This window comes from Duganella sp. CT11-25 (assembly GCF_047302815.1).
Classification (GTDB): domain Bacteria; phylum Pseudomonadota; class Gammaproteobacteria; order Burkholderiales; family Burkholderiaceae_D; genus Rugamonas.
Genome location: NZ_JBKBFD010000001.1, coordinates 628415 through 650641, shown reverse-complemented (window position 1 = coordinate 650641; position 22227 = coordinate 628415). Strand labels below are relative to the sequence as shown.

17 protein-coding genes are annotated in these 22227 nt (G+C 66.2%); 6 read left to right on the top strand and 11 right to left on the bottom strand.

Features of this window, described 5'->3' with window-relative positions:
* Positions 1–32 precede the first annotated feature (32 nt).
* A complete protein-coding gene (locus tag ACEN9F_RS02625) occupies positions 33–401 on the top strand; it encodes a hypothetical protein (protein WP_413417538.1) in 369 nt (122 codons plus the stop codon).
* 59 nt (positions 402–460) lie between these two features.
* On the opposite strand, the gene ACEN9F_RS02620 is transcribed toward ACEN9F_RS02625, so the two are convergent.
* From ACEN9F_RS02620 to ACEN9F_RS02610, 3 genes are all read right to left on the bottom strand, one after another.
* Positions 461–922, bottom strand: coding sequence for a DUF4440 domain-containing protein (locus ACEN9F_RS02620; RefSeq protein ID WP_413417536.1), 462 nt, complete (start codon positions 920–922; stop codon positions 461–463).
* Positions 923–1025: 103 nt separating this feature from the next.
* Positions 1026–1349 (bottom strand): CzcE family metal-binding protein, encoded by a 324-nt coding sequence (locus ACEN9F_RS02615; RefSeq protein WP_413417534.1) that lies wholly within the window; start codon positions 1347–1349, stop codon positions 1026–1028.
* A gap of 138 nt (positions 1350–1487) precedes the next feature.
* Complete coding sequence (locus tag ACEN9F_RS02610; protein WP_413426946.1) at positions 1488–1943, bottom strand: SgcJ/EcaC family oxidoreductase; 456 nt, start codon at positions 1941–1943, stop codon at positions 1488–1490.
* A gap of 154 nt (positions 1944–2097) precedes the next feature.
* On the opposite strand from ACEN9F_RS02610, the gene ACEN9F_RS02605 reads away from it, so the two are divergent.
* From ACEN9F_RS02605 to ACEN9F_RS02595, 3 genes are read left to right on the top strand one after another with little or no spacing between them, the layout of a single operon-like run.
* Complete coding sequence (locus ACEN9F_RS02605; RefSeq protein ID WP_413417532.1) at positions 2098–2874, top strand: LuxR C-terminal-related transcriptional regulator; 777 nt, start codon at positions 2098–2100, stop codon at positions 2872–2874.
* Entirely contained in the window at positions 2871–4775 is a 1905-nt protein-coding gene (locus tag ACEN9F_RS02600) for an ATP-binding protein (protein WP_413417530.1), read from the top strand. Before ACEN9F_RS02605 ends, ACEN9F_RS02600 begins: the two co-directional genes overlap by 4 nt.
* On the top strand, positions 4772–5242 hold the full coding sequence (locus tag ACEN9F_RS02595) for a response regulator (protein WP_413417528.1): 471 nt from the start codon (positions 4772–4774) through the stop codon (positions 5240–5242). The genes ACEN9F_RS02600 and ACEN9F_RS02595 overlap by 4 nt, the downstream gene beginning before the upstream one ends.
* Here the strand turns inward: ACEN9F_RS02595 and ACEN9F_RS02590 are convergent.
* Entirely contained in the window at positions 5239–8121 is a 2883-nt protein-coding gene (locus ACEN9F_RS02590; protein WP_413417526.1) for a diguanylate cyclase, read from the bottom strand. The genes ACEN9F_RS02595 and ACEN9F_RS02590 overlap by 4 nt on opposite strands.
* A gap of 140 nt (positions 8122–8261) precedes the next feature.
* Between ACEN9F_RS02590 and ACEN9F_RS02585 the strand changes: the two genes are divergently transcribed.
* The gene (locus ACEN9F_RS02585; RefSeq protein ID WP_413417524.1) at positions 8262–8729 is read left to right on the top strand and encodes a MarR family winged helix-turn-helix transcriptional regulator; all 468 of its coding nucleotides are present in this window, start codon (positions 8262–8264) and stop codon (positions 8727–8729) included.
* A gap of 12 nt (positions 8730–8741) precedes the next feature.
* Here the strand turns inward: ACEN9F_RS02585 and ACEN9F_RS02580 are convergent, their stop codons facing one another.
* The 6 genes from ACEN9F_RS02580 to ACEN9F_RS02555 form a co-directional block, all read right to left on the bottom strand.
* Positions 8742–12887 (bottom strand): carboxylesterase family protein, encoded by a 4146-nt coding sequence (locus tag ACEN9F_RS02580; RefSeq protein ID WP_413417522.1) that lies wholly within the window; start codon positions 12885–12887, stop codon positions 8742–8744.
* A 12-nt stretch (positions 12888–12899) separates the two neighbouring features.
* A complete protein-coding gene (locus ACEN9F_RS02575) occupies positions 12900–13940 on the bottom strand; it encodes a WD40/YVTN/BNR-like repeat-containing protein (protein WP_413417520.1) in 1041 nt (346 codons plus the stop codon).
* A gap of 82 nt (positions 13941–14022) precedes the next feature.
* On the bottom strand, positions 14023–15381 hold the full coding sequence (locus ACEN9F_RS02570) for a DUF1329 domain-containing protein (protein ID WP_413417518.1): 1359 nt from the start codon (positions 15379–15381) through the stop codon (positions 14023–14025).
* Positions 15382–15394: 13 nt separating this feature from the next.
* Positions 15395–17095, bottom strand: a complete 1701-nt coding sequence (locus ACEN9F_RS02565; RefSeq protein ID WP_413417516.1) for a DUF1302 domain-containing protein — start codon at positions 17093–17095, stop codon at positions 15395–15397.
* 47 nt (positions 17096–17142) lie between these two features.
* A complete protein-coding gene (locus tag ACEN9F_RS02560; protein ID WP_413417514.1) occupies positions 17143–17910 on the bottom strand; it encodes a coniferyl-alcohol dehydrogenase in 768 nt (255 codons plus the stop codon).
* 41 nt (positions 17911–17951) lie between these two features.
* Complete coding sequence (locus tag ACEN9F_RS02555; RefSeq protein ID WP_413417512.1) at positions 17952–19427, bottom strand: benzaldehyde dehydrogenase; 1476 nt, start codon at positions 19425–19427, stop codon at positions 17952–17954.
* Positions 19428–19686: 259 nt separating this feature from the next.
* On the opposite strand from ACEN9F_RS02555, the gene ACEN9F_RS02550 reads away from it, so the two are divergent.
* Positions 19687–21537 (top strand): sigma 54-interacting transcriptional regulator, encoded by a 1851-nt coding sequence (locus ACEN9F_RS02550; protein WP_413417510.1) that lies wholly within the window; start codon positions 19687–19689, stop codon positions 21535–21537.
* Here the strand turns inward: ACEN9F_RS02550 and ACEN9F_RS02545 are convergent.
* On the bottom strand, positions 21525–22028 hold the full coding sequence (locus tag ACEN9F_RS02545; protein WP_413417508.1) for a hypothetical protein: 504 nt from the start codon (positions 22026–22028) through the stop codon (positions 21525–21527). The genes ACEN9F_RS02550 and ACEN9F_RS02545 overlap by 13 nt on opposite strands.
* Positions 22029–22227: the final 199 nt, after the last annotated feature.

Here is a 22227-nt window from a genome sequence, read left to right as displayed (position 1 = left end):
GTGAATGAAGGATGGGAATGAGGACAGTGTCATTGTATGAGCAATACGTCAGGGAATATCGCACGGTTTTACATCTGCTGGAGCAGACCCTGACGAATCTCGTGGACGATCCCGCATGCGACACGCTGGAGCGCCTGCGCCTGCTGCGCGAGGATGTGGTCGCGTCCTTTATCCACCTGACGGAACGCATGCAAGCGCAGGTACGCCAGGGGCAAGTGGAAGTGGATATCGTGCTGGCCGCACTGGTGCGCGAATGCTGCGACGGAATGGCGGCGCTGGAAATCCATTGCACCGTCGACGACGAACGCCACGACGATCCGGAGCTGCGAAGGCAGGCTATCGTCCGGCCCGCCGAAAAGCTGTTTCAGCAAGCCTGCCAACGCATGTTGAAAGGCGTTTGATTCACGGCCGCTGCGTCTTGCGGGCCAAGTACAGGCTGGCGATGACACTGCCCGTCATGTTAGCGCACGCCACGCATCGGCAGGGCGGACGAGCGATGATTGATGATCAGCCAGCGATTTCCAAAGCGCTGGTAGGTGAAGCTATAGCCGGCCGTGACTTGCGCACCGTCGCCGAACCTGAACGTGTAGATACCCGCGTCGATCGCGCTGTTGCAATCGGTCTCGATGCGGCGGCTGTCGATGTGCGCGACCGGCCTGCGTCCAAGAAATTGTTTGAAGTATGCCATCTTATCCTGCGGCGACAGGTGCGGCGCATCCGATCCCGCCGCCAGCAGTACGGATCTGGAGGCGTAGTTGTCGACCACCTGATCCGGCCGGCCGCTTTGCAGCGTCGCGTTCCAGTGGTCGAATAGCGAGGCGATTTCGTTGGCGGATATGGCGGGGCAGATACCCGCCGCACCGGCGTGTGCCTGGGATATCAGTATGGTGTAGAGCAGGGGAATGAGGTGCGGGCGTCGCATGCTGTTTCCTGGACCGTAAACGACAATCCCGGTCCGAAGTATTTCGGACCGGGCTTTCTTACCGGGTGGTGTTCACCTGGTGGTCAGTTCCTTTCGGATGTCCTTAACCACCGTGATAGAGCGGGTTGGGGGCGACGTGCACGCGTACGCGATGCGTGTCGATATCCGCCGGGGCGATCTTCGAGAGCAGGAAACTGTCGCTGGCGCGCAGGGTATCGAAGTGCCATGCGAACGACTTCTCTCCCACGACAAACTTCACCGTGTCGCCCTGCGTGACGTTGACGTACTTCGTCTTCGGCAGGATGTTGATGACGCGGGTGCTTGCGTTGGCCGTCGCGGCAGTACCGTTGACGTTCGTCTTGTTAGCCGCCATGCTGGTGAGCGGGAAGCCGACGACGACTGCTGCGATGATCAGGATTTTTTTCATTAAATTACAATCTCCAAAAATAAAACGAAGGTCTCGCGACTGACATCATGGTCGCGATTCAAGCTATCCACCATCAGGAAAGCTTGTTGATGGTGTAGGGAAATCCTTATGAGCGGCAGGAAAACGACCGGGCCGTGCTCAGGACTTTTCAGGCATGGCGGACGAGTGATGGCTGGTGATCAGCCACTGCGTTCCGGCCCATTTGTAGGTGAAGGTGTAGCGCGCCTTCACTTGCTTGCCGTCCGCGAATTTAAAGGTGTACAGGCCGGCGTCGACCGCGCTGTTGCAATCGATCTCGATACTGCGGCTGTCGATCGTGCCGGACGGTTTCCCTTCGAGAAAGTGCACGAAATACTCTTTCTTTTCGTCCGGCGTCAGGCGCGGCTTGTTCGACAAGGTCGGCAGCAGGACGGACTTATGGGCGTAGTTGGCCACGACCTTGTCCGGATCGCCGGCCCGCAGCGAGGCGTTCCAGCGATCGAACAGGCCGGCGACTTCTTTTTCCGACGTCGCATGACATGCTTCGGTAGCGGCGGCTTGGGTATTCGCCGCCAGCACGAGGCAGGCGAGCGTGAGGATGTTCAGGTAGCGCATGGTTTTCATTACAATCTCCAAAGAAGAAACGAGACCGCCAACAAAGGAGTGGCGATGAACAAAGTATCGGCGTTATAGCCGCGCCGGGAATCGGCTGATCGGCGGATTTTTCCTATGCTGATTGGCATATAATTGGGAACACTGAAAGAGCACGATGACTATCTCCCTGACGCCAACCGATACCGCCGGCAATGCCCGGACCACCCGCAGCCGTTACCGCCACACCGAGGGCAGCGCCGCCCGGCTGCGTTTGCTGACCGATGCCGGCGCCGCCTTCGCCAATGATGGCAATACCGCCGCCGTGATGAAGACCATCCTTGCCCGCGCGCTGGCCTTCCTGTCGATGGAGGAGGGCTTGCTGCTGTACCGGCATGACGATGGCCTGCATGTGCATGCGTCCCAGGGACCGGTCGCGCCGGTCGGGGCTTGCCTGCCCGTCACCGGCGCCTTGCATGCGGCCTTGCAGGAAAACGCGCTGCCGCAGATCCAGCAGGATATCCAGAGCCGGCTGCGGATCGGCCGCGACAAGGCGATCGGCATGGAGGTGCTGGTGCCCTTGCGCTTTCACGGCAAGAGCGCAGGCATACTGGCGCTGATGAGCGCGCGCCAGGTTTCGCCGCCCAACGCCGACGACCTGAGCGTGCTGCAGATATTGGGCACCATGTTGGCGGCGGCCTACCTGGCGGACAGCAAACCGGCGGCGCGCATCGCCACCAGCGAATCGACCGCCAGGCTGAAACAGCTGACGTCGCGCGAGCTTCAGGTGTTCGCATTGATGCCGCGCGGACTGACCAATGCGGCGATGGCGCAGGAGCTCGGCATCGCGGCGGGCACCGTCAAGGTGCACGTCGAGCGCATCCTGCACAAGCTGGATCTGCGCGACCGCACGCAAGCGGCGGTGTACGCGGTGGACTACGGATTCGGCGGATGACCGCGCCCGGCCTGCGCTGGAAGAACTGGTCGCTGACGGTCAAGGGCAGCGCGATCATCGTGGCCTCGCTGGCCATGCTGATCGGTTCCGTGGCGACCAGCTACAAGCTGGAGCGGCAAACCGCCGACGCCACCGGCGAAATGCTGCGCACATTGAAGGTGCAGCGCGATATCCAGCTGCTGCATACCCTGATCGCCGAGGCCGCGACCGGCGTCAGGGGCTATCTGCTGACAGGGGTGGACGATTTCCTGAACCCCTACCGGGCCGCCGAAGTGCAGTTGCCGGCCGCGATGGCGAGCCTGCAGCAAAACGTGCGCGATCCGGAGCAGCTTGAGCGCCTGCGCGTGCTGTTGCCGCTGGTGCGGCAAAAGCTGGCGGGCCTCGATAGCCTGCGCCACAAGTACAACGCGGAACCGGGCGATCTGCGCGCCAGCCTGCTGGCCGGACGGCAAATCCTCAACCAGTTGCGCGACGGCATAGGCGCCATGAATGCGCGCGAGTCGCTGCTGGTCGAGAGCCGCACCGCCGCCGTCCAGGATGCGTTGCGCCGCAATGTACTGATGAACGTGGCCACCATCATGGTCGGGCTGGCCGGCGCGTTCGCCATGCTGCTGTTCACCATCCGCGTCGTGCGGCGGGTCAGGCTGGCGGCGGAGAATGCGGAGCGCCTGGTGAACGACCTGCCGCTGAAGGCGACCGGCGACGCCAGCGACGAATTGGGCCAGCTGGCCGAACGCCTGCACCGGACCGGCCTGCTGCTGGCCAACCGCGCCACCGCAGCGCAGGCGGCCAGCCTGGCCAAGACGGAGTTCCTGTCGCGCACCAGCCATGAATTGCGGACGCCGCTGAATGCCATCCTGGGCTTCGCGCAGTTGCTGGAGACGGACCAGGCCGGCAGCCAGGACCAGCAACATGTGGCGCACATCATCGGCGCGGGAAAACATTTGCTGTCGCTGATCGACGATGTGCTGGATGTCGCCAGCATCGAAGCCGGCAGGCTGTCGATCGCATCGCTGCCGGTCTTGGTGGCGCCGGTGTTGGAGGAAGCGATGGCCTTGCTGAAGCCCTTGGCGAACCAATGCCAGGTGCGCCTGCAACCGCCCGGCGATTGCGGCGGGCTGACGGTACTGGCCGATCGCCAGCGCTTCACGCAAATCGTGCTGAACCTGTTGTCCAACGCCATCAAGTACAACGGCTTGCGTGGTCAGGTGCGCATCACGACGGCAGCGCAGGGCGACATGGTCGCCATCGCCATCGAGGATGACGGCGCCGGCATCGCCGCCGACATGCAGGACAGGCTGTTCACGCCATTCGACCGGCTGGGCGCCGAACGCGGCAGCACCGAGGGCGTCGGCCTGGGCCTGGCGGTCTCGCGATCGCTGGCCGAGGCGATGGGAGGGAGCATTGTCGCCGCCAGCGTGGCGGGCAAGGGCAGTGTGTTCACGATCCGCCTGCCGCGCTCCATGCAGCCGGGGCAAGCGGTGGTGCCGTTGCCGGCCGGCGCGCCCATCGGCCAGGCGGGCCAGGCGATCCGCACGCCCACCGTGCTGTGCATCGACGACGATGCCTCCAGCCTGGCGCTGATTGAAACGCTGATGATGCGGCGACCCAGCTGGCGCCTGCTCACCGCGCGCACCGCCGCCGAGGGATGGGCGCTGGCCCGGCGGCAGGCGCCGGATGTCCTGTTGCTGGATCTGCAGGTGGCAGTTTCTCCCGACGACGACGTGCTGGAGCGCTGGCGCAACGATGCCGCGCTGGCGCAGGTGCCGGTGGTCATCCTGGGAGCCGACGCAGCGCCCGGCACGGCGGCGCGCCTGCTGGAGAACGGCGCGGCCGGCTATCTGAAAAAGCCGCTGGACCTGCCGCAATTTTTTGGACTATTGGACAAGGTAATTCGATGAACGAAGATGATTTGCTTTCCTCGCGCGTGCTGATCATCGATGACCAGCCCGCCAACCTGCGGCTGCTGGAAGACTTGCTGACACGCGAAGGGCTGACCCACGTGGTGGGCACCACCGACGCGCAAAAGGCGCTGGACCTGTATGCCGCGTTCGATCCCGACCTGATCGTGCTGGACCTGATGATGCCGGAACTGGATGGCTATGCCGTGCTGGAGCACCTGAAGCGGCGCGGCGATCCGTATGACTATCGCCCGGTGCTGGTGGTCACCGCCGACGCCACCAGCGAGGCCAAGCGCCGCGCGCTTTCGCTGGGCGCCAAGGATTTCCTGACCAAGCCCTTCGATACGATAGAAGCCATGCTGCGCGTATGGAACCTGCTGGAGACGCGGGCGCTCTACAAGCGGCTGCAGGCGCTGTCGCCGAGCGAACCGCCGATCGCCATGCCATACGGCAAGGTGCCGGGCTAGTCGGCGGCCAGGGCATATTCGATACGGTCGCGGCCATTTTCCTTGGAGCGGTATAGTGCCTGGTCGGCACGCTCGATCAACTCGGCCACAGGTAGCGGGCGGCGCGGGTCGAAAGCGATCGCGCCAAAGCTGCCGGTGACGGTGATGGATTGCTGTTCGCCGATGCGTATCGGTTCGCGGCGGATCGCGTGCCTTAGTTCCTCGACGCGCCCGTGTCCGCCGGCCTCGTCCAGGCCCGGCAGCAGCACCAGGAATTCCTCGCCGCCGTAGCGGCCCACCGCATCGCTTTGCCGCACGGCCGCGCTCAGGCGCGCCACCGCCTCGCGCAGTACCGCGTCGCCGGCGGCATGGCCGTAGTTGTCGTTGACCCGCTTGAAGTGGTCCAGGTCGAGCAGCACCAGCAACAGCGGCTGCTGCTGGGCGATGGCCTGTTCCAGCGCATGCTCGATGATTTCCATGATGGCGCCACGGTTCCAGGCGCCGGTCAGGCTGTCCTTGAGCGCGCGCTGGCGCAATTGCTCGCGCGACAGCTCCAGCTCCCGCGTGCGCTCGCGCACCAGTTGCTCGGTGAGCAGCTGGCGGCGCAGCAGATGGCGCACCCGCAAGCGGTACAGCAGCGTCAACAGCGCCAGCGTCAACAGCCCGCACAGCAGGTAGAACGGCGTGGTGCGCCACCACGGCGGCAGCACCGTAACGGCATGCCGCTGCAGCGGCGAAGCGCTATGGCTGTAGGCGTTGCTGGCGTAGTATTCAAACTGATAGTCGCCGGGGGGCAGGGCGGCGTAACGCAAATGCGGCGTGGCGGATTCGGCCCAGTCGTTCTCCAGTCCCGCAAGCCGGTAATGGAAACGCAGCGCGCCGCGATTCTGCACGTGCAGGCTGGCCAGGTCCAGCTCCAGCGGCGCGCTTGACCATGGCAGCTTCCACGGCTGGTCCAGCGCCAGCGGCTCGGCGCCGCGGTTGGCGGTTTCGATACGCGCGCTCATGTGTTGCGGCGCGAACAGCAGCTCCGGGCGCAGCACATGGGAGGCGCCGTTGCTGGTCGCAATCCACATCGAGCCGTCCACGTCCTCGTAAAAGGCGTTGCCGTTGGTGTCGTTCCAGACCAAGCCGTCGTTCTGGTTGAAGAAGCGCCAATGCTCGCGATTCCAGACCGCCACGCCGGCGTCCGTAGCGACCCACAGCCAGCCGCGCCGATCTTCACGCAAGGCGAGGATGTTGGCGCCAGCCAGCAGACGATGGTCGACCGGCTTTAACTGCATGCCTTGCCCGCCGATGGAGAGGCGCCACAATCTGCTGCGCGTATCGCTCAACCATAGCGTGCCGTCTGCGGAGCAGCTCATGGTGGTCAAATCGCTATCGCCGCCGGGAGGGCGCACGGCGTGACGGCTCCAGTTGGCGCCGTCCAGATGCAGCAGCTGATTCAATCCCAGAAACCATAGTGTGCCGTCCGCTGCCTGGCATTGGGCGTTTGAGGCCATCGTGTCCACCCCGGTTGGCTGAACCAATCCCTCGGGCTGATGCACCGGCTGCGCGCGGGCCGTGGTATCGGTCAGCGAGATGCCGTCGTTGGTGGCCAGCCAGAGGCGCTGCCGGCGGTCGACCAGCAAACCGGTCACCCCCGGCAAGCCGCGTGTATGAACGCTGGCGCCGCCACCGGTCAGCCGCGCCAGCAAACCGGAAAAAGTGGCGCCCCATACCTGGCCGTTGCCATCCAGCGCCAGGCTGGACCACTGAACCGGCTCCAGGCCGGATGCCGCCGGCGCGAAACGCGACGCGCCTGGCAACAAACGGGCCGGACTGGAACGGGTGCCGACAAACAGCGTGCCGGCCCCATCCCGGACAAAGGACAGCACGACGTCGTGCGGCAAACCCTGCGCGGTGGTCCAGTTTTCCCAGTTGCCGTAGCCCAGCCAGTTAATCAGGCCAAGGCCGCGCGAGCCCAGCCACAGGCCGCCGCCCTGGTCGAACTGGAGCGCACTGATGCCGCCGGCCAGGCGCAGCCCATTGGCCGGGCCAAAATGCTCCCATCGATCCCGGTCCCACCGGACCAGGCCGTCATCGGCATTGCTCAGGACACGGCCCTGGCTGTCCTCCACCAGAACCGGCCGCAGGATTTCCTTGCGCATGGTGTCGCCCGGCGGCGCGCGGTCGACAAAACGTTGCGCGCCGGGAGGCAGGGCGATAATGCGGTGGTCGCCGCGCGCCCACAACTGGCCGCCACGGTCGCGCAGGATAGCACGCCAATTCTCCTCCGGCACGCCTTGCGCGGTGCCCCACACGGTGACGCCTTCGGGGCCCCGGTGGCATAGCGCCGGGCCGCACCCCAGCCACAGTGTCGCGTCGGCTTCGGCGAGGACGCCACTGATGCGTGCGAGCCTGGCGTTCTGCGCGATCTGCTCCTCCGAGAAGACCGGCGTCACCCGTGTCTGGTCGCCACGCAGCAGCGTCAGCGTATAGACGCGCTGGCCGGTAACGATATAGCGGGTACCGTCGGGAGCGATGGACATGCTCTGGGATGGCCAGGTATTGATCTTCCGTCCATCGTCGCGCAGTATGGGCCGCAGGCGTTCGCCGACTTTGAGGAAAAGATTGTTGTAATTCGACACCCACAGGTTGTCTTCGTGGTCCACCGTCAGCCCGGTAACCAGCGTCTCGTCCAGGCCGGCGCTTTGCGCGTAGCGCTGAAAACTGGTGCCGTTGTAGCGGTAAAAGCCGTTCTCGGTACCTACCCATATGTAACCGTCGCGGGAGCGCACCATCGCGGTGACGGCCAGGTTCGCCAGGCCGTCCTCCTGCCCGTAATACCGCAGGGGCATTTGTTGTGCCGCCGCGACTGCCGGCAGCAACAGCGCCCATGCAGCCAGGGTACGCAGCATGCGATTTGATGTGATTCGTCCCAGCAAAACTCGGTCCCCGCATTCGTGATTGCGCTATTGGCGCAAGACAAGCTTAGGGTGGAGCACGGATTTTGCCAAGAAGAATTTTTTCATGGCGGGCCGCGTGTTACCATTCCTCCATGCCGGAAAAGAAATCGCTACAACAAGTCAACGCCACCCAGGATGCGCCCCTGGACCAGAGCCTGCTACTCGGCCTGGTCGGCTACAACTGCAAGCGGGCCTACCTGCACATCAAGCCCATGTTCGACAAGCGCATGGCGAAGTACGACTTGCGTCCCGTCGATTTCACCGTCCTCAGCCTGCTCAAGGCCAATCCCAATCTCAGCCAGAAACGCCTGTCCGCCGCCATCCATGTGTCGCCGCCCAACCTGGCGATCCTGCTGGACCGGCTGGCGTCGCGCGGCCTGCTGGCGCGCCAGCGCAATCCGCAAGACAAGCGCTCGCAGATGCTGGTGCTGACCACCGAAGGGAAGCGCTTGTGCGGCAAGGCTGAAAAGACTGTCGGGGAACTGGAGGCGAGCGCCTCCAGCGCATTGACCGCCGCCGAACGGGCGGAGCTGATCCGCCTGCTGCAAAAGATAGGCTGACGGTCCGGAAACTCAGGGCCAGTGCGCGGGCTTGAATTCCTCCGCGCTGCATGCCAGTTGCTGCGCCGCCGCGAAACGCGCGAACTCTCCCGCGCCGACACGATTGGCGAAGATCGACCAGCTGAACATGCGTGCATAGAGCCGCATCCGCTCGCGCGGCTCTTGATGGAACGAGGCATCGGCGGCCAATGCCTGCTTGAGAGCGTCGGCATCCAGGCGCAAGGTGCCTGTGCGCACGCCACCGCCGGCCGCGCCGTCGAACAGCATCAGCTTGTCGGCGCCGGGCTCCTCGTTCCAGCGCGGCCACTCGGGCCGCTGCAGGCGTTCGCCGCGGCCGGGTACGCCGTCGCGGGCAAAGCCGGCCCAGTAGCCGGCCATGGCGTCCGATACCAGTTGGCGGCTGGCGCGGTTGCCCTTGGTGGCGCAGCGCAGCGGATCGAACTCGCCATCGAGGTCGCGCAGCGCGAACGCGATCTCGATCACATGGGCCGCCCCCAGCAGCAGGTTCAGGCGCAGCAGCGGCACCTTCGGATGTTCGTCCCAATCGAAGCGGTAGACCCACACCTGGCTGTGGCCGGACGCCAGCATGCTGCTGGCCGGCGCATCGACGCAGTTGGCCTTCCACAAGTCCGACATATAGCGCGCGTGGCGCTCGTAGTGGCCGGCGTTGCGGATCAGCGGTACCTGGCCCGCCAGCAGGCGGACGAATTCCGGGTTGTTCGCCATGAACAATTTGTACTCGTCGCGATTGCAGCCGATGATGACCGGCACCGCGTTGTAGCGGGCGGTATCGGTGAACCATTGCGCCAGCGGCGCCTGCGGCAGCACCACGCCGTCGCGCAACACGACCGGAGCGTCGTAGAAGCCCAGGCCGGCCGGCGTGATGGCCGCCATCAACTCGGCAGCGGAGCGGGCGCGCAGGTCGGCAGCCAGTTGCCGCCCGCCGGCGCCGGGCGCCAGCGACCAGCGCAGCAGCAGTTCGCTTGAGCTGAGCGCGTGTCCCGGTTCGGCGTCGCCGGCGGCGTTGCGGGCCTCGGCCAGGCTGTGGCTGAGCGTGATCGGCGATTGCAGTATCGCCTTGTGGAACAGGCCCTTGGCCAGCGGGCTGGCCAGCATGGTGTAGATATTCAGGCCGCCGGCCGATTCGCCGAACAGCGTGACGTTGCCGGGATCGCCGCCGAAGGCCGCGATATGCTCGCGCACCCATTCCAGCGCGGCGATGATGTCCAGCGTGCCAAAGTTGCCGGAGCGGTCCAGCGGCGTGTATTCGTCGCCGCCGCCGGCGGGCTCGTCCTCCAATCCGGCCAGACTGAACCAGCCGAAGATGCCGTGACGGTAGTTCAGCGACACCACCAGCACCTGGTCATGGCCGGCCAGGTTGCGCAGCGCGGTGTAGGCCGACGCGCTGCCGGCGGTGTTGGCGCCGCCGTGTATCCACACCATCACCGGCAGTCGCGGCGCGTCCTGCGCCAGTTGCTCGGGCGTCATCTTCGGCGCGAACACGTTGAGCGTCAGGCAGTCTTCGGAGCCGGTCACGCGGCCCCATTGCTTGCGCGGCGCGCCGATGGTCTCGCCGGCGAATTGCATGGCAGCCGCGCCGTACTGCAGCGCCTGGCGTACGCTGGTCCAGGCTTGCGGCGGCCGCGGCGCCTTCCAGCGCAGCTCGCCCACCGGCGGCCGGGCGTAGGGAATGCCGAGCCAGGCGTGGGTGGCATGACGCTCGCCGTAGCCGATCACCGGACCGAGGCCGGTCATGCGCAGCGAGTCCGGATCTGGCTGGCGCGATGGCTGGCCCGGCAACAGGAAGTGGGCCAGGGCCGGCAGCAGCACCAGCGCACCCACCATATTCCACAGGAACATGAAGGCCAGCAGGATGCCCATGTCGGCCTGGAATTTGATCGGCGACCAGATCCAGGTCGCCACCGCGATGGCCAGCGTGACGCCGGTCAGCATCACCACCTTGCCGGTGAACTGCAGCGCATGGTGGAAGGCTTCCGACAGCGTGGCGCCGGCGCGCTGGCGGGCCAACACCACGCTCAGCACGTACAGCGCGTAGTCGACGCCGATGCCGACGCCAAGCGCGATCACCGGCAGCGTGGCGACCTTGACGCCCATGCCCAGCCACACCATCAGCACCTCGCACAGGATCGAGGTCAGCACCAGCGGCAGCACGGCGACCGCCACCGCGCGCCACGAACGGAAGGTCAGGTAGCACAGCACGATGACCGCGCCGTAGACCCAGTAAAGCATGTCGTGCATGGCTTTCTTGACGACGATGTTGGTGGCGGCCTCGATGCCGGCGCTGCCGGCCGCCAGCAGGAACTGTTCCTGCGGCGTGTCGTTGGCGGCGGCGAAGCGCTCGACCGTGCCGACCACGCCGTTCAGCGTGGCAGCCTTGTGGTCCTTCAGGTAGACGTACAGCGACAGCAGCGAGCAGTTCTGGTTGAACAGTTCGCGCGGCGCGCGGGTCTGCACCGCGCCCAGCGCGCTCTGGTTGGGCGTCAGGTTGTACCACTTGAAGTTGCCTTCGTTGTAGCCGCTGGCGGCCAGCTTGCTGAGCGAGGCCATCGAGTTGGTCGAGTCCACGCCAGGCAGTTGCTCCAGCTGCCAGGCCAGCGCATCGACCTTGGCCAGCGTCTGGTACTGGGTGCACTGGTCGGCGGCGGTCTTGACCATCACCACCAGCACGTCGGCGCTGGCGGCGTAGTTGCGCACCATGAAGGCGTTGTCGCGGTTGTAGCGCGAATCCGCGCGCAGCTCCGGCGCGCCTGGATCCAGGTCGCCCACCTGTAGTTGCAGGCTGACCATGAAGCCCAGCGCGGCCAGCACGGCGCTGGCCGCGACCGTCACCGTGGCCCAGCGCCGCTGCGTGAAGCGGTCCAGCAACGTCCACAACCACGGCTTGCTGCCGTGCTGCGCCTGGTCAGCCTGCAGGCTGCGTGCCGCCGCCTTGGCGCTGACGCCGGTGTACGACAACAGGATGGGCAACAGCACCAGGTTGGTGAAGATCAGCACCGCGACGCCGATGCTGGCGATGACGGCCAGGTCCTGGATCACCTTGATCTCGATCATCGTCAGCACCAGGAAGCCGACCGCGTCGCACAGCAGCGCCGACATGCCGGCGGCGAACAGGCGGCGGAAGGTGTAGCGCGCGGCCACCACCTTGTGCGTTCCGCGCCCCACATCCTGCATGATGCCGTTCATTTTTTGCGCGCCGTGGCTCATGCCGATCGCGAACACCAGGAAGGGCACCAGCACCGAGTATGGATCGAGCTCGTAATGCAGCAGCGACAGCAGGCCGAACTGCCACAGCACCGCCACCAGGGAACACAGCATCACCAGCATGGTGCTGCGCCAGCAGCGCGTGTACCAGTACAGCACGGCGCTGGCGATGGCGATGGCCACCACGAAGAACAGCAGCACCTGTTGCAGTCCTTCGATCAGGTCGCCGACGATCTTGGTGAAACCGGTGATGTGGATGTCCACGCCCTCGGCCTGGTACTTGGCGCGCACCGCTTCCAGCTGCTGTGAGAACTGGCGGTAGTCCAGCGCCTGGCCGGTCTGCGGATTGATGTCCAGCAGCGGCACGAACAGCATGGTCGACCGGAAGTTGGCGGCGACGATCTGGCCGATCTCGCCAGAGCGTTCGACGTTGGCGCGCAATACCTCCATGCTGTGCGGCGAACCGTCGTAGTCGTCCGGGATCACGGTGCCGCCGTCCAGGCCATCCTCGGTGACGGCGGTCCAGCGGGTGTTGGCGGTCCACAGCGATTTCATGAACGGCCGGTCGACCCCGGGCAGCAGGTAGATTTCATCGTTCATCTTCTGCAGCGTGGCCAGGTAGCGGGCGTCGAAGATGCCGCCTTCGCGCGCGGCGACGGCGATGCGCAGCGAGTTGCCCAATCCGCTCAGCTCGGCCTTGTGCTCCAGGTAGTTGCGCACGTAGGGGTGCGCGGTGGGGATCATCTTGTCGAAGCTGGCGTTGAGCCGCAGGTGCGTGGCTTGCCAGCCCAGCAGCGCGGTCAATATCAGGCACAGCGCGATGATCAGCGGACGGAAGTTGAATAGCGCGCGCTCCGCCAGGTTGCCGGAGCCGGTGTCGAAATCCTGCAGCCGCCGGATGACGGGCTGCTGGTCCAGGTCTTGTTCGTTATGCATAAGGATTCCTGCCTATTTTGTTGAAGATGCCAGGCGCTTGACGCCGCGCAGGCCGGCCACCACCAGCGCGCCGTCCGCGGCCTGCACCAGCGCGGCGGCGGGCAGCGGCTGCGATGCGGACTGGCGCGCGAAGCTGCGGCCCTGGTCGCGGCTGAGCAGCACGTCGCCGCCCTGGCTGAGCAGCGCCAGGCTGCCGTCGGCCAGCGCGATGCCGGCCGTCAGCGCCTGCTGCAGGCCGGTGTCGACCTGCGTCCAGCTACGGCCCTGGTCGGCCGACCAGTAGGCGCTGCCGCGCAGGCCGTAGGCCACCAGTTCGCCGCCGGGCGCCGTCATCAGCCCGAAGTAGCTGCCCTTGTAGGGCGAGGCCAGCGCCTCGAAGCTGGCGCCCTGGTCCAGCGAGCGGAACAGCGTGCCCTGTTCTCCGGCCAGGTAGAGCGCGCCGCCGCCGGCGCGCATGCCGTACAGGTGCAGGTTTTTCGGATTGGGCACGTGCTCCTGCCATGGCTGCCAGCTGCGGCCGCCGTCGGCGGTGCGGAACAGCAGGTTATAGGCGCCCACGATGTAGCCGTTGCTGGCGTCGGCGAAGTACAGGTCGAGGAAGGGCTTGTCCGGGCCGTCCGCCTGCAACTGGGCGGCGGCGCGCACGGCGGCGGGGGTGGTGGCCGCGCGCGCCATGCTGTCGGCGGCCTGCAGGCCGTCGAACTGCTTATGCCAGGATAGGCCGCCATCGGCCGTGTGCAGCACGACGCCCAGGTGGCCGACAGCCCAGCCCAGTTCCGGCGTGACGAACTGCACCGCCGCCAGGCTGACTTGCACCGGTGTGCGGGCCTGGCGCCAGGTCGCGCCGTTGTCGTCGGACAGCAGCACGATGCCGCGTTCGCCGACCGCCACCAGCCGCTTGCCGGCCGCCGCCAGCGCCAGCATGACGGCGCCGCCGGCCTTGGCCGACTGGATGGCGGGGGAGGTCAGTGCCGCCGGTTGCGCGGCCCAGGCCGGAGACAGCAACAGCGCGCTGGCCGCCAGTGCCGGGAGATAGTTTTTGAGAGTCGCCATGATGTTTAACCGTTATCGTGAATGCCGTCGCGCGAACAACCATCGCGTCGCTCCCGTTTTCGCGAGGACGACGCGGTGGCGGCTAGCGCGAACCCTGGTTGGCCAGTTCTTCCGGACCGAAGTAGCTGGTCGGCAGGCGCGGGATGGCCTTGTACTGGACCGGCAACTCGTTCGACGAAGCGTTCAGCAGGTAGGCGCCGGTCTGCACGTTGTAAGTGCCCCACATGACGTTGCCGATGACTGCGGGAAGGTCGGGCGCGAGCAGCGTCAGCGTGTAGTTGCTGCGCCAGATCTGGCCCTGGGCGTCATAGCCGTCGGTCAGGATGGCCTGCCAGGTGTCTTCGTCGAGGTAGTAGCGGCGCTTGGCCACCACGTGGCGCTTGCCGGGCGCCAGCGTCGCCTCCACTTCCCACACGCGGTGCAGTTCCCAGCGCACCAGGTCGGGATTGAGGAATTGCGGCCCCACCAGGTCGTCGATCTTGGCGGCGGCGGCGCGGTTGTTGTTATACGGGATGTACAGCTCCTTCTTGCCGATCAGCTTCAGCTCGTGATGGTCGATCGGGCCGAACATCATGAACGCCTCGTCGAAGAAGCCAATGCCGGAGGTGACCGAATCCGGCGTGTCGTAGGCCACCGACGGCGCGCGGCGCACGCGGCGCTGGCCCACCAGGTATTGCCACAGCGCGCGCGGCGACTTCTCGTTCAGGCCGTCCTGCGCCAGGATGCCTTCGCCCGCCTTGGAGGCCGGCGCGCGCGTGATCAGGCGGCCGTACTGGTACATGCCGTCCATCTTCTCGGGGCTGCCTTCCTTGAAGTAGTAAGGCCGCATGATGGTCTGCTCGGCCTCGTTGGCCAGCGAGCGCTTGCCGTCCGGCGTAACGATCCAGGTGCGGGTGGCGTAGATCGCGGTCTCGCCGGTCCAGGCCAGGCGGTGGTTCCACACCGCTTCATAGCCGGTTTTCGGAATCGGGAACGGCGTGCCGCCGAAGGCGCCTTCGACGCCGAAGCCGCCGTCGACCGCCTTGGCGCGGGTGGCGTTCTTGTAGGTGTTGTCGTAGACCCAGTTCGGCGCGCCGCCGGTGCGGTGGGTCGGATAGACGTCGACCCGGTAGGCCGGATACTTCTTCAGCATGGCGACGGTGCCGGCCGACAGCCTGGCCGCATACTGGTCGACGTTCTTGCCGGTGATGCTCAGCACCGGTTTCTCGGCGGCGAACGGATCGGCGCGGGCGTCGCCCGGCTTGTAGCCGGCCGGCACCTTGGCGTAGACGCCGTCCCAGGCGGGAATGCTGCCGTCCTTGTTGCCGGCCTTTTCGGCGCCCAGCGGCGTCAGCGTGGTTTTCAGCGCGGCCGCTTCGTCGGCGGTGACGGCTGCCGTGGCAAGGCCGTTGCCGAGCATCAGGGCGATGGCGCCGGCCAGGAGATGTGCGTTTGGTTTCATGTTCGGATCCGTTTCAGAAGGCGCGTTTGATATTGAGCGAGATGTAGTCGCGGTCCTTGAGCGACTGCGCGTAGCTCAGGATCGGCGTGTTGGTCGCCGGATTATTCTTGAGGAAGGTGCCGGCGGCGCCCAGGAAGCGCACGTAGCTGATGCCGAACTTCCAGTCCTGCTGGTAGGTGCCGCTGATGCCGATATTGAAATCGCCGCCATGCGCGCTGCCGCCGTTGAAGTTGAAGATGGTCGAGGAGCGGCCGTCGATGTTGTAGCCCAGGCCGATCGGCACCGTCAGGTCCAGCCCCGTCAGCACCTGGTAATAGGCCGGCTCGAAGATCATGCGCACCGCGCTGGCGTCGCGCGTGGTGTTGGGATCGAGCGAACCGAGAAAGCTGACGCTGGTGCGGCGGTTCCATGCCAGTTCGCCCAGCAGCGAGCCGCCCTGGAACAGGCTGTTGGTCGGCAGCACGTAGATGGCCGACAGGTTGACGTGGGCGCTGTTGCCGACCGCGTAGGCCGGGTTGCCGCTGTTGTCGGCGAGCGCGCCGCCGCCCAGTCGCGACAGGAAGTTCGGCGTCGGGTCGCTGACCAGCGGCGTATTGCGGCGCACCGAGACCTCGGCCGCGACATTGACCCCGCCCAGCACCGTACTGGCGCTGGCGCCGTAGGTCTTGATGCCTTCCGCGTACACCGCCTGCACCGTGGCCGGCGCGCCGGGCGGGAAGGCCGGCGCGAAGCCGAGGTAGAAGTACGGCGTCTTGTCGTGATAGCGCGCCGCATACAGGCCGAATTCGATGTCGGTGCCGGCCGGTGTGAACTTGACCTGGGCGCCGCCCTGGCCGGCGTTCTTGGCCTTCATGTCGGGCTGGGTGTAGAACGCCGGCGCGCCGGAATTGGTCGGCGCGACCAGGTAGGCGCTGGCGCCGGCGCCGGCCGCATCGTAGCTGCTCAGGTAACTGCCGACACCGGGAATCAGCGTCGGCCGCCATTCGAGCTGGTAGTAGGCGCCGATCGAGACATTGGGCAGCACCTGCAACTGGCCCGACAGCTGGTTCACCGGACGCAGGATTTCCTTGAACTGCGCGCCCGGCACCGACAGCAGCTTGACCAGGTCGACCGGGCCCTGGGCGTTGGCGATGCCGTTGGCGCCGAAGAACAGGCTCTCGCCGTATTGCAGCGTGTGGCGGCCCAGGCGCACGGTCCCAGGCAGGTCGCCGATGCTGCCCTTGCCGAACACGAAGGCGTCCAGCAGTTCGGCGTTGCGGCCGTGCAGGATGCGGGTGCCCTTGGTGAATTCCTGGTTGCCGTTGCCGGTCAGGACGCCGGCGTTGCTGCCGGCCGAGGCGTTGTCGTTGCTGCTGTTGTAGACCGAGTCGTACCAGGCGGCGGCGCTGATGCGCAGGCCAGCGTTGCGGGTGCCGACGTCGAGTTCCGTCAGCCAGTCGACGCGGTTCGACACCACGCCCTTGTTGCGGAAGTTCTGGTTGCCGTCGTCGAGGTTGTAGCCGGTGAAGTCGGCGGCGCCGTAGCCGGGATAGCCGCCCGCCAGCAGGCGCGGGTCGGCATCCTTCAGGCGATAGGCGGCGCTGTACTTGATGGTGTTGTTCCAGCTGACCTTGACGTCGGAGCCGGTATCGAATTCGAAGGCCAGCGCCGGGTGGCAGGGCAGGGCGGCGGCAACGGCCAGCGCCAGCATGCGGAATGCAGGTTGTTGTTTCATGTCTCCCCCAGGGGTAGTTTTAGGTATGGGTGCTGCTTGGTGTAGCGTCAGATGAAGGTCGAGGCCAGCCCTCCATCGACCGGGATGTTGACGCCGCTGATCCAGCGCGCAGCATCGGAGCAGAGGAAGGCCACCACCGGCGCCACCTCGTCCGGGTAAGCCGGACGCTTCATGCGCGCCGAGTCGCGCTGCACGCGCTCCTCGCCCAGCATGGAGACGAAGTCGCCGAGGATGGGCGTGAACACGGGGCCGGGCGCGACGCAGTTCATGCGCACCGACTTCTCGAGGAACCAGGGCTGCGACTGCACGTGGGACCAGACCAGCAGCGCCTCCTTGAAGTATTGGTAGCAGGTATCCTGCGGCACCGGGTGGTCGCGCAGCCAGTCGGCGCCGGCGTCGAAACCCCGCACTTCCGCCAGCTCCTTGTGCAGCAGTACCCGCAGCGGCCATTCGACGCCGAGGATGGAGGCGATGTTGACGATGGAACCGCCGGCGGGCATGCGCTCCAGCACCTGCTCGGTCAGGTGGCGCAGGCCCAGGTAGTTGACCCGCGCCACCAGCTTGCCGGGCGCCGTGCCGGGCACGCCGGCCACGTTGCACAGCGCGTCGACGCGCGCCGGCAACTGCGCCACGGCGGCGTCGATGCCTTCTATGGTGCCGAGGTCGGCCTGGATGAAAGCGTCCAGCGTCAGGCCGGGCGCGTTGCGGTCGATGCCAATCACGGTGGCGCCGCTGGCGCGCGCCAGACGGGCGGTTTCGGCGCCGATGCCGGAGCAGGCGCCGGTGATGACGATGGTTTTATTGAGTAATTCCATGGTGTCTCTCGTTGGTTGTTGTCGTTGGTGGTTGTCGTTGATCAAAATGGATAGTGCGGCGCTTCGCTCTTGATGGTCAGCCATTGCCATTGCGAGAATTCGTCCCAGTCGGCCGGTCCGCCGTGGCGGCCGCCGTTGCCGGAACTGCCGCTGCCGCCGAACGGCGCGTGCACCTCGGCCAGCACGGTCTGGTCGTTGACGTGCGCATGGCCGCACGGCACGCTGTTGACGATGCGCATGGCGCGCGCCAGCGACGGCGAGATCACGCCCAGCGCCAGGCAGCCCTCGGTCTGCGAGGCCAGCGCGATGGCGTCGTCGTCGCTGTCGAACACCGTGATCGAGGCCACGGGGCCGAACAATTCTTCCTCGAAGCAGCGCATGCCGGGCTTGACGTCCGCCAGCACGGTGGGGCGGTAGAAGCGGCCATCGTGGCCGCCGCCGGCCAGCAGCGTGGCGCCGGCCGCGACCGAGTCCTGCACGATGCCGTGCAGGCGCTCGACCTGGCGGCCGTTGATCAAGGGGCCCAGCGCCACCGCGCCGCTCATCGGATCGCCGACCGGCAGGTTGGCCGCCTTGTCCAGCAGGCGATCGGTGACGGCGGCGGCGATGCCGCGCTGGAGCAGGATGCGGCCTGCCGCCATGCAGATCTGGCCCTGGTGCAGGTACGCGCCCCAGGCCACGTTGGCGGCGGCGATGTCGGGATCGGCGTCGTCGAGGATCACCAGCGAATTCTTGCCGCCCAGTTCCAGCGATACCTTCTTCAGCGAGCGTCCGGCCAGTTCGGCCACGCGGCGGCCGACGGCGGTGGAACCGGTGAAGGACAGCATGGCGATATCGGGATGGCTGCACAGCGCCTCGCCGGCATCGGCGCCGCCGGGCAGCACATGCAGCACACCGGGCGGCAGGCCGGCCTCCTCGAAGATGCGGGCGATGATGACGCCGCCCGACACCGGCGTTTGCAGGTCCGGCTTGTGGACCACGGCGTTGCCCACCGCCAGCGCCGGCGCGATCGAGCGCAGCGACAGGATCAGCGGGAAGTTGAATGGCGAGATCACGCCCACCACGCCGTGCGGCACGCGCCGCGCGATGCTGAACTGGCCGTGCTGCGCGGCCAGCAACTGGCCCTGGGGCTGGGTCAGCATGGCGGCCGCCTCGTGCAGGTGGGCCACGGCCTCGCGCAACTCCAGCTGGGCCTTGGGCATGATGCCGCCGGTTTCGCGCGCGATCCATACGGCCAATTCGTCGTGATGCAATTCCAGCAGCGCGGCGGCGCGGCGGAAGATGCCGGCGCGTTGCTTGTAGTCGCTGGCGGCCCAGGCTCGCTGGGCGGCGCGGGCGCCGATGGCGGAGCGCGCCACGTCGGCGCCGCTGGCCCTGCCGGTGTGGCCCAGCGTGGCGCCGGTGGCCGGTTCGATGATGGGCTGGCTGCCTCCTTGCGCGGCGGTCCAGCCGCCGTCAAAGATCTTGCCCTGCCAGGTGGTGTCGTGTAAAAACGCGATCGCGTCGGGTGCGCCCATGTTGGTCTCCTGTGGCGTGGGTTGTTGTGGCTTTTTATGCTGTATTAGCCAGTTCCGTGCCAGTGTCTCGAGGCCAGCGCATGCCGCACTGCGATACCATGCTAAATGCTTATATTTAATAACTAATTTCAAAAGCGACGGGTCAACTGCTGCGACGCAGCAGGGTTGGTGCCGCGATAAATATTTAACCAAATGATCAAAAGCCTGCGGCGCCGTTGTACCATTTGATGAAACCGCTCAGCTCCCTCCAAGGAACACGATGAAGAAAGTGCAGCAGGTGTCGCTGGCCGACATGGCCAAGGCCGAAAGCCGGATCCTCAACCGCGGCGACCTGGCCCACATGAACGCGGGCGCGCCGCCGACGCTGGACGACCTGCTGCAAAGCCTGCAGTTTTCGCCCGGCGACGGCCGCATCTGGCTGAATGGGCAGCGCATGCAGCTGATGCACACCAGCTCATTGGGCGACCTGCGGCGCGAGCTGATGGACAGCCTGGGCATGGAGAAGACGCGCGGCATGCTGACGCGGGTCGGCTACTCGGCCGGCATGCGCGATGCGCAGCTGCTGCGCGAGCGCTGGCCGGACGCCGAGCCCGCGGCGTTGTTCGCCGCCGGCCCGCGCATGCATGCGCTGGAAGGCGCGGTGAAAGTCGAGCCGCTGCATTTTGAATTCGATGTCGAACGCGGCACCTATCACGGCGAATTCCTGTGGCACCACTCCAGCGAGGACGAGGGCCACATCGCGCATTTCGGCATCGGCACCGAGCCGGCCTGCTGGATGCAGACCGGCTACGCGATCGGCTACACCAGCGCGCTGGTGGGGCGATTGATCGTCTACCGCGAGGTGGAATGCCAGTCCATGGGCCACCGCCAGTGCCGCCTGCTGGGCAAGCCGGCCGACGAGTGGGACGATATCGAGGATGACCTCAGCTACCTGAACGCGGAAGCCTTCGTCAGCACCGCCGCCTACGGCCAGCGTACCGGCGCCACGTCGAAGAACACCGCCGTGCTGTTCCCGGCCGACGCGGCGGCCGGCCAGGACAAGCAGATGGTGGGCGTGTCGTCGGCTTTCAACGCGGCCTGCCACATGCTGCGGCGGGTGGCGCCGACCGAGGCCACGGTGCTGTTCACCGGCGAATCGGGCGTCGGCAAGGAGATGTTCGCGTCGATGCTGCACCAGATCAGCGCCCGTAAGCAGCAGCCCTTCATCGCCGTCAACTGCGCCGCGATCCCGGAGACGCTGATCGAATCGGAACTGTTCGGCGTCGAGCGCGGCGCCTTCACCGGCGCCTCGGAATCGCGCCCCGGACGCTTCGAGCGGGCCAACGGCGGCACGTTGTTCCTCGATGAGATCGCGACACTGAGCATGGTCGCCCAGGGCAAGCTGCTGCGCGCACTGCAGGAAGGCGAGATCGAACGCGTCGGCGGCGCGCGCAGCATCCGCCTCAGCGTGCGGGTGGTGGCCGCCACCAACGTCAACCTGCGCGAGGAAATCCGCCAGGGCCGCTTCCGCGAAGACCTGTTCTTCCGCCTGAACGTGTTCCCCATCCATCTGCCGCCGCTGCGCGACCGGCGCGACGACATCCCGCTGTTGATGAGCTACTTCCTGCGCCACTACGGCCAGAAGCACCAGCGCCGCGTGACCGGCTTTACCGCGCGGGCGGTGGACGCGCTGCTCAACTACGCCTTCCCGGGCAATATCCGCGAACTGCAAAACCTGGTCGAGCGCGGCACCATCTACGCCAATGAAGACGGCCCGATCGACCTGCCGCACCTGTTCACCAGCGGCGAGGATGCGGCGCAGTCGTACTTCTCGCTCAGCGTGACCGGGCAGCTGCGCCAGCGCGATGCGGCGCAGGGCGAGACTGGAGGCCAAGGCAAGCAATTGCTGGACATGGTGCCCGGCATGCTCAATCCCGGCGGCGGCGCCTGGTCGCTGGACCAGCTGGAGCAGGCGCTGATCGGCGCCGCCGTCGAGCAGGCGCAGGGCAACCTGTCGGCGGCGGCGCGGCTGCTGGGGCTGAGCCGGCCCAAGCTGGCGTACCGCATGCGCAAGCGGGAAGAGGAGGCGGCCGCCGGCCAGGCGCCGGCCGGCGCCACTTACTCGAACTGAATCCTGGTGATGTAATAGGCGCTGTAGGCATTGGCCTGCGCTTGCCAGCTGATGCCGTCGATGCGCTTGCCGTCGACGCCCAGTTCCTTGAGCGGGACCTCGACCTGGGTCCAGGTCTTGGCCTTGGGCTGGATCAGGAACGACGATTCAACCGCCTTGCCGTCCACCATGGCTTTGATCGCCAGGTCCTGGCCACCCTTGGCGCCGCCGTTGATGCTGAACGTCAGCTTGCTGTAGCCTTCGGTCGGAAAAGCGTCGTGATGCAACAACAGCCCGCTCCATGGATCGCCTTCGACCTTGATCGGCTTGGCGCCGCCGGCCGGCACGGCCAATTCCACCTTGGCCCAGCTCCAGTTCTGCCAGCCGTTCTTCAGTTCATCGTCATAAGCGACAAAGGGTTTTCCCTGCGCCTGGGCGAATAAGGGCTTGGCCAGAAGCGATGCGGCCAACCCCGCCAGGGAGGTTAAGAAAGCGCGACGTGTTGTCTGCATAAATTGTCTCCTGTGACTGTCATTTTTGTCGTCGAAAATGTACAGGCGAGCCGCCATTTTTTCAACCCGACCCGGCGTTTTTCACCATGTTTAGTCGATGGCGCGCAACGGCATCAGGAAATCCCTACACGGAGATCAGCATGGGCCGATGTTGCATCGGCATGTTCCTTGTTAGTATCAAACTGGAACATAAGTTTCC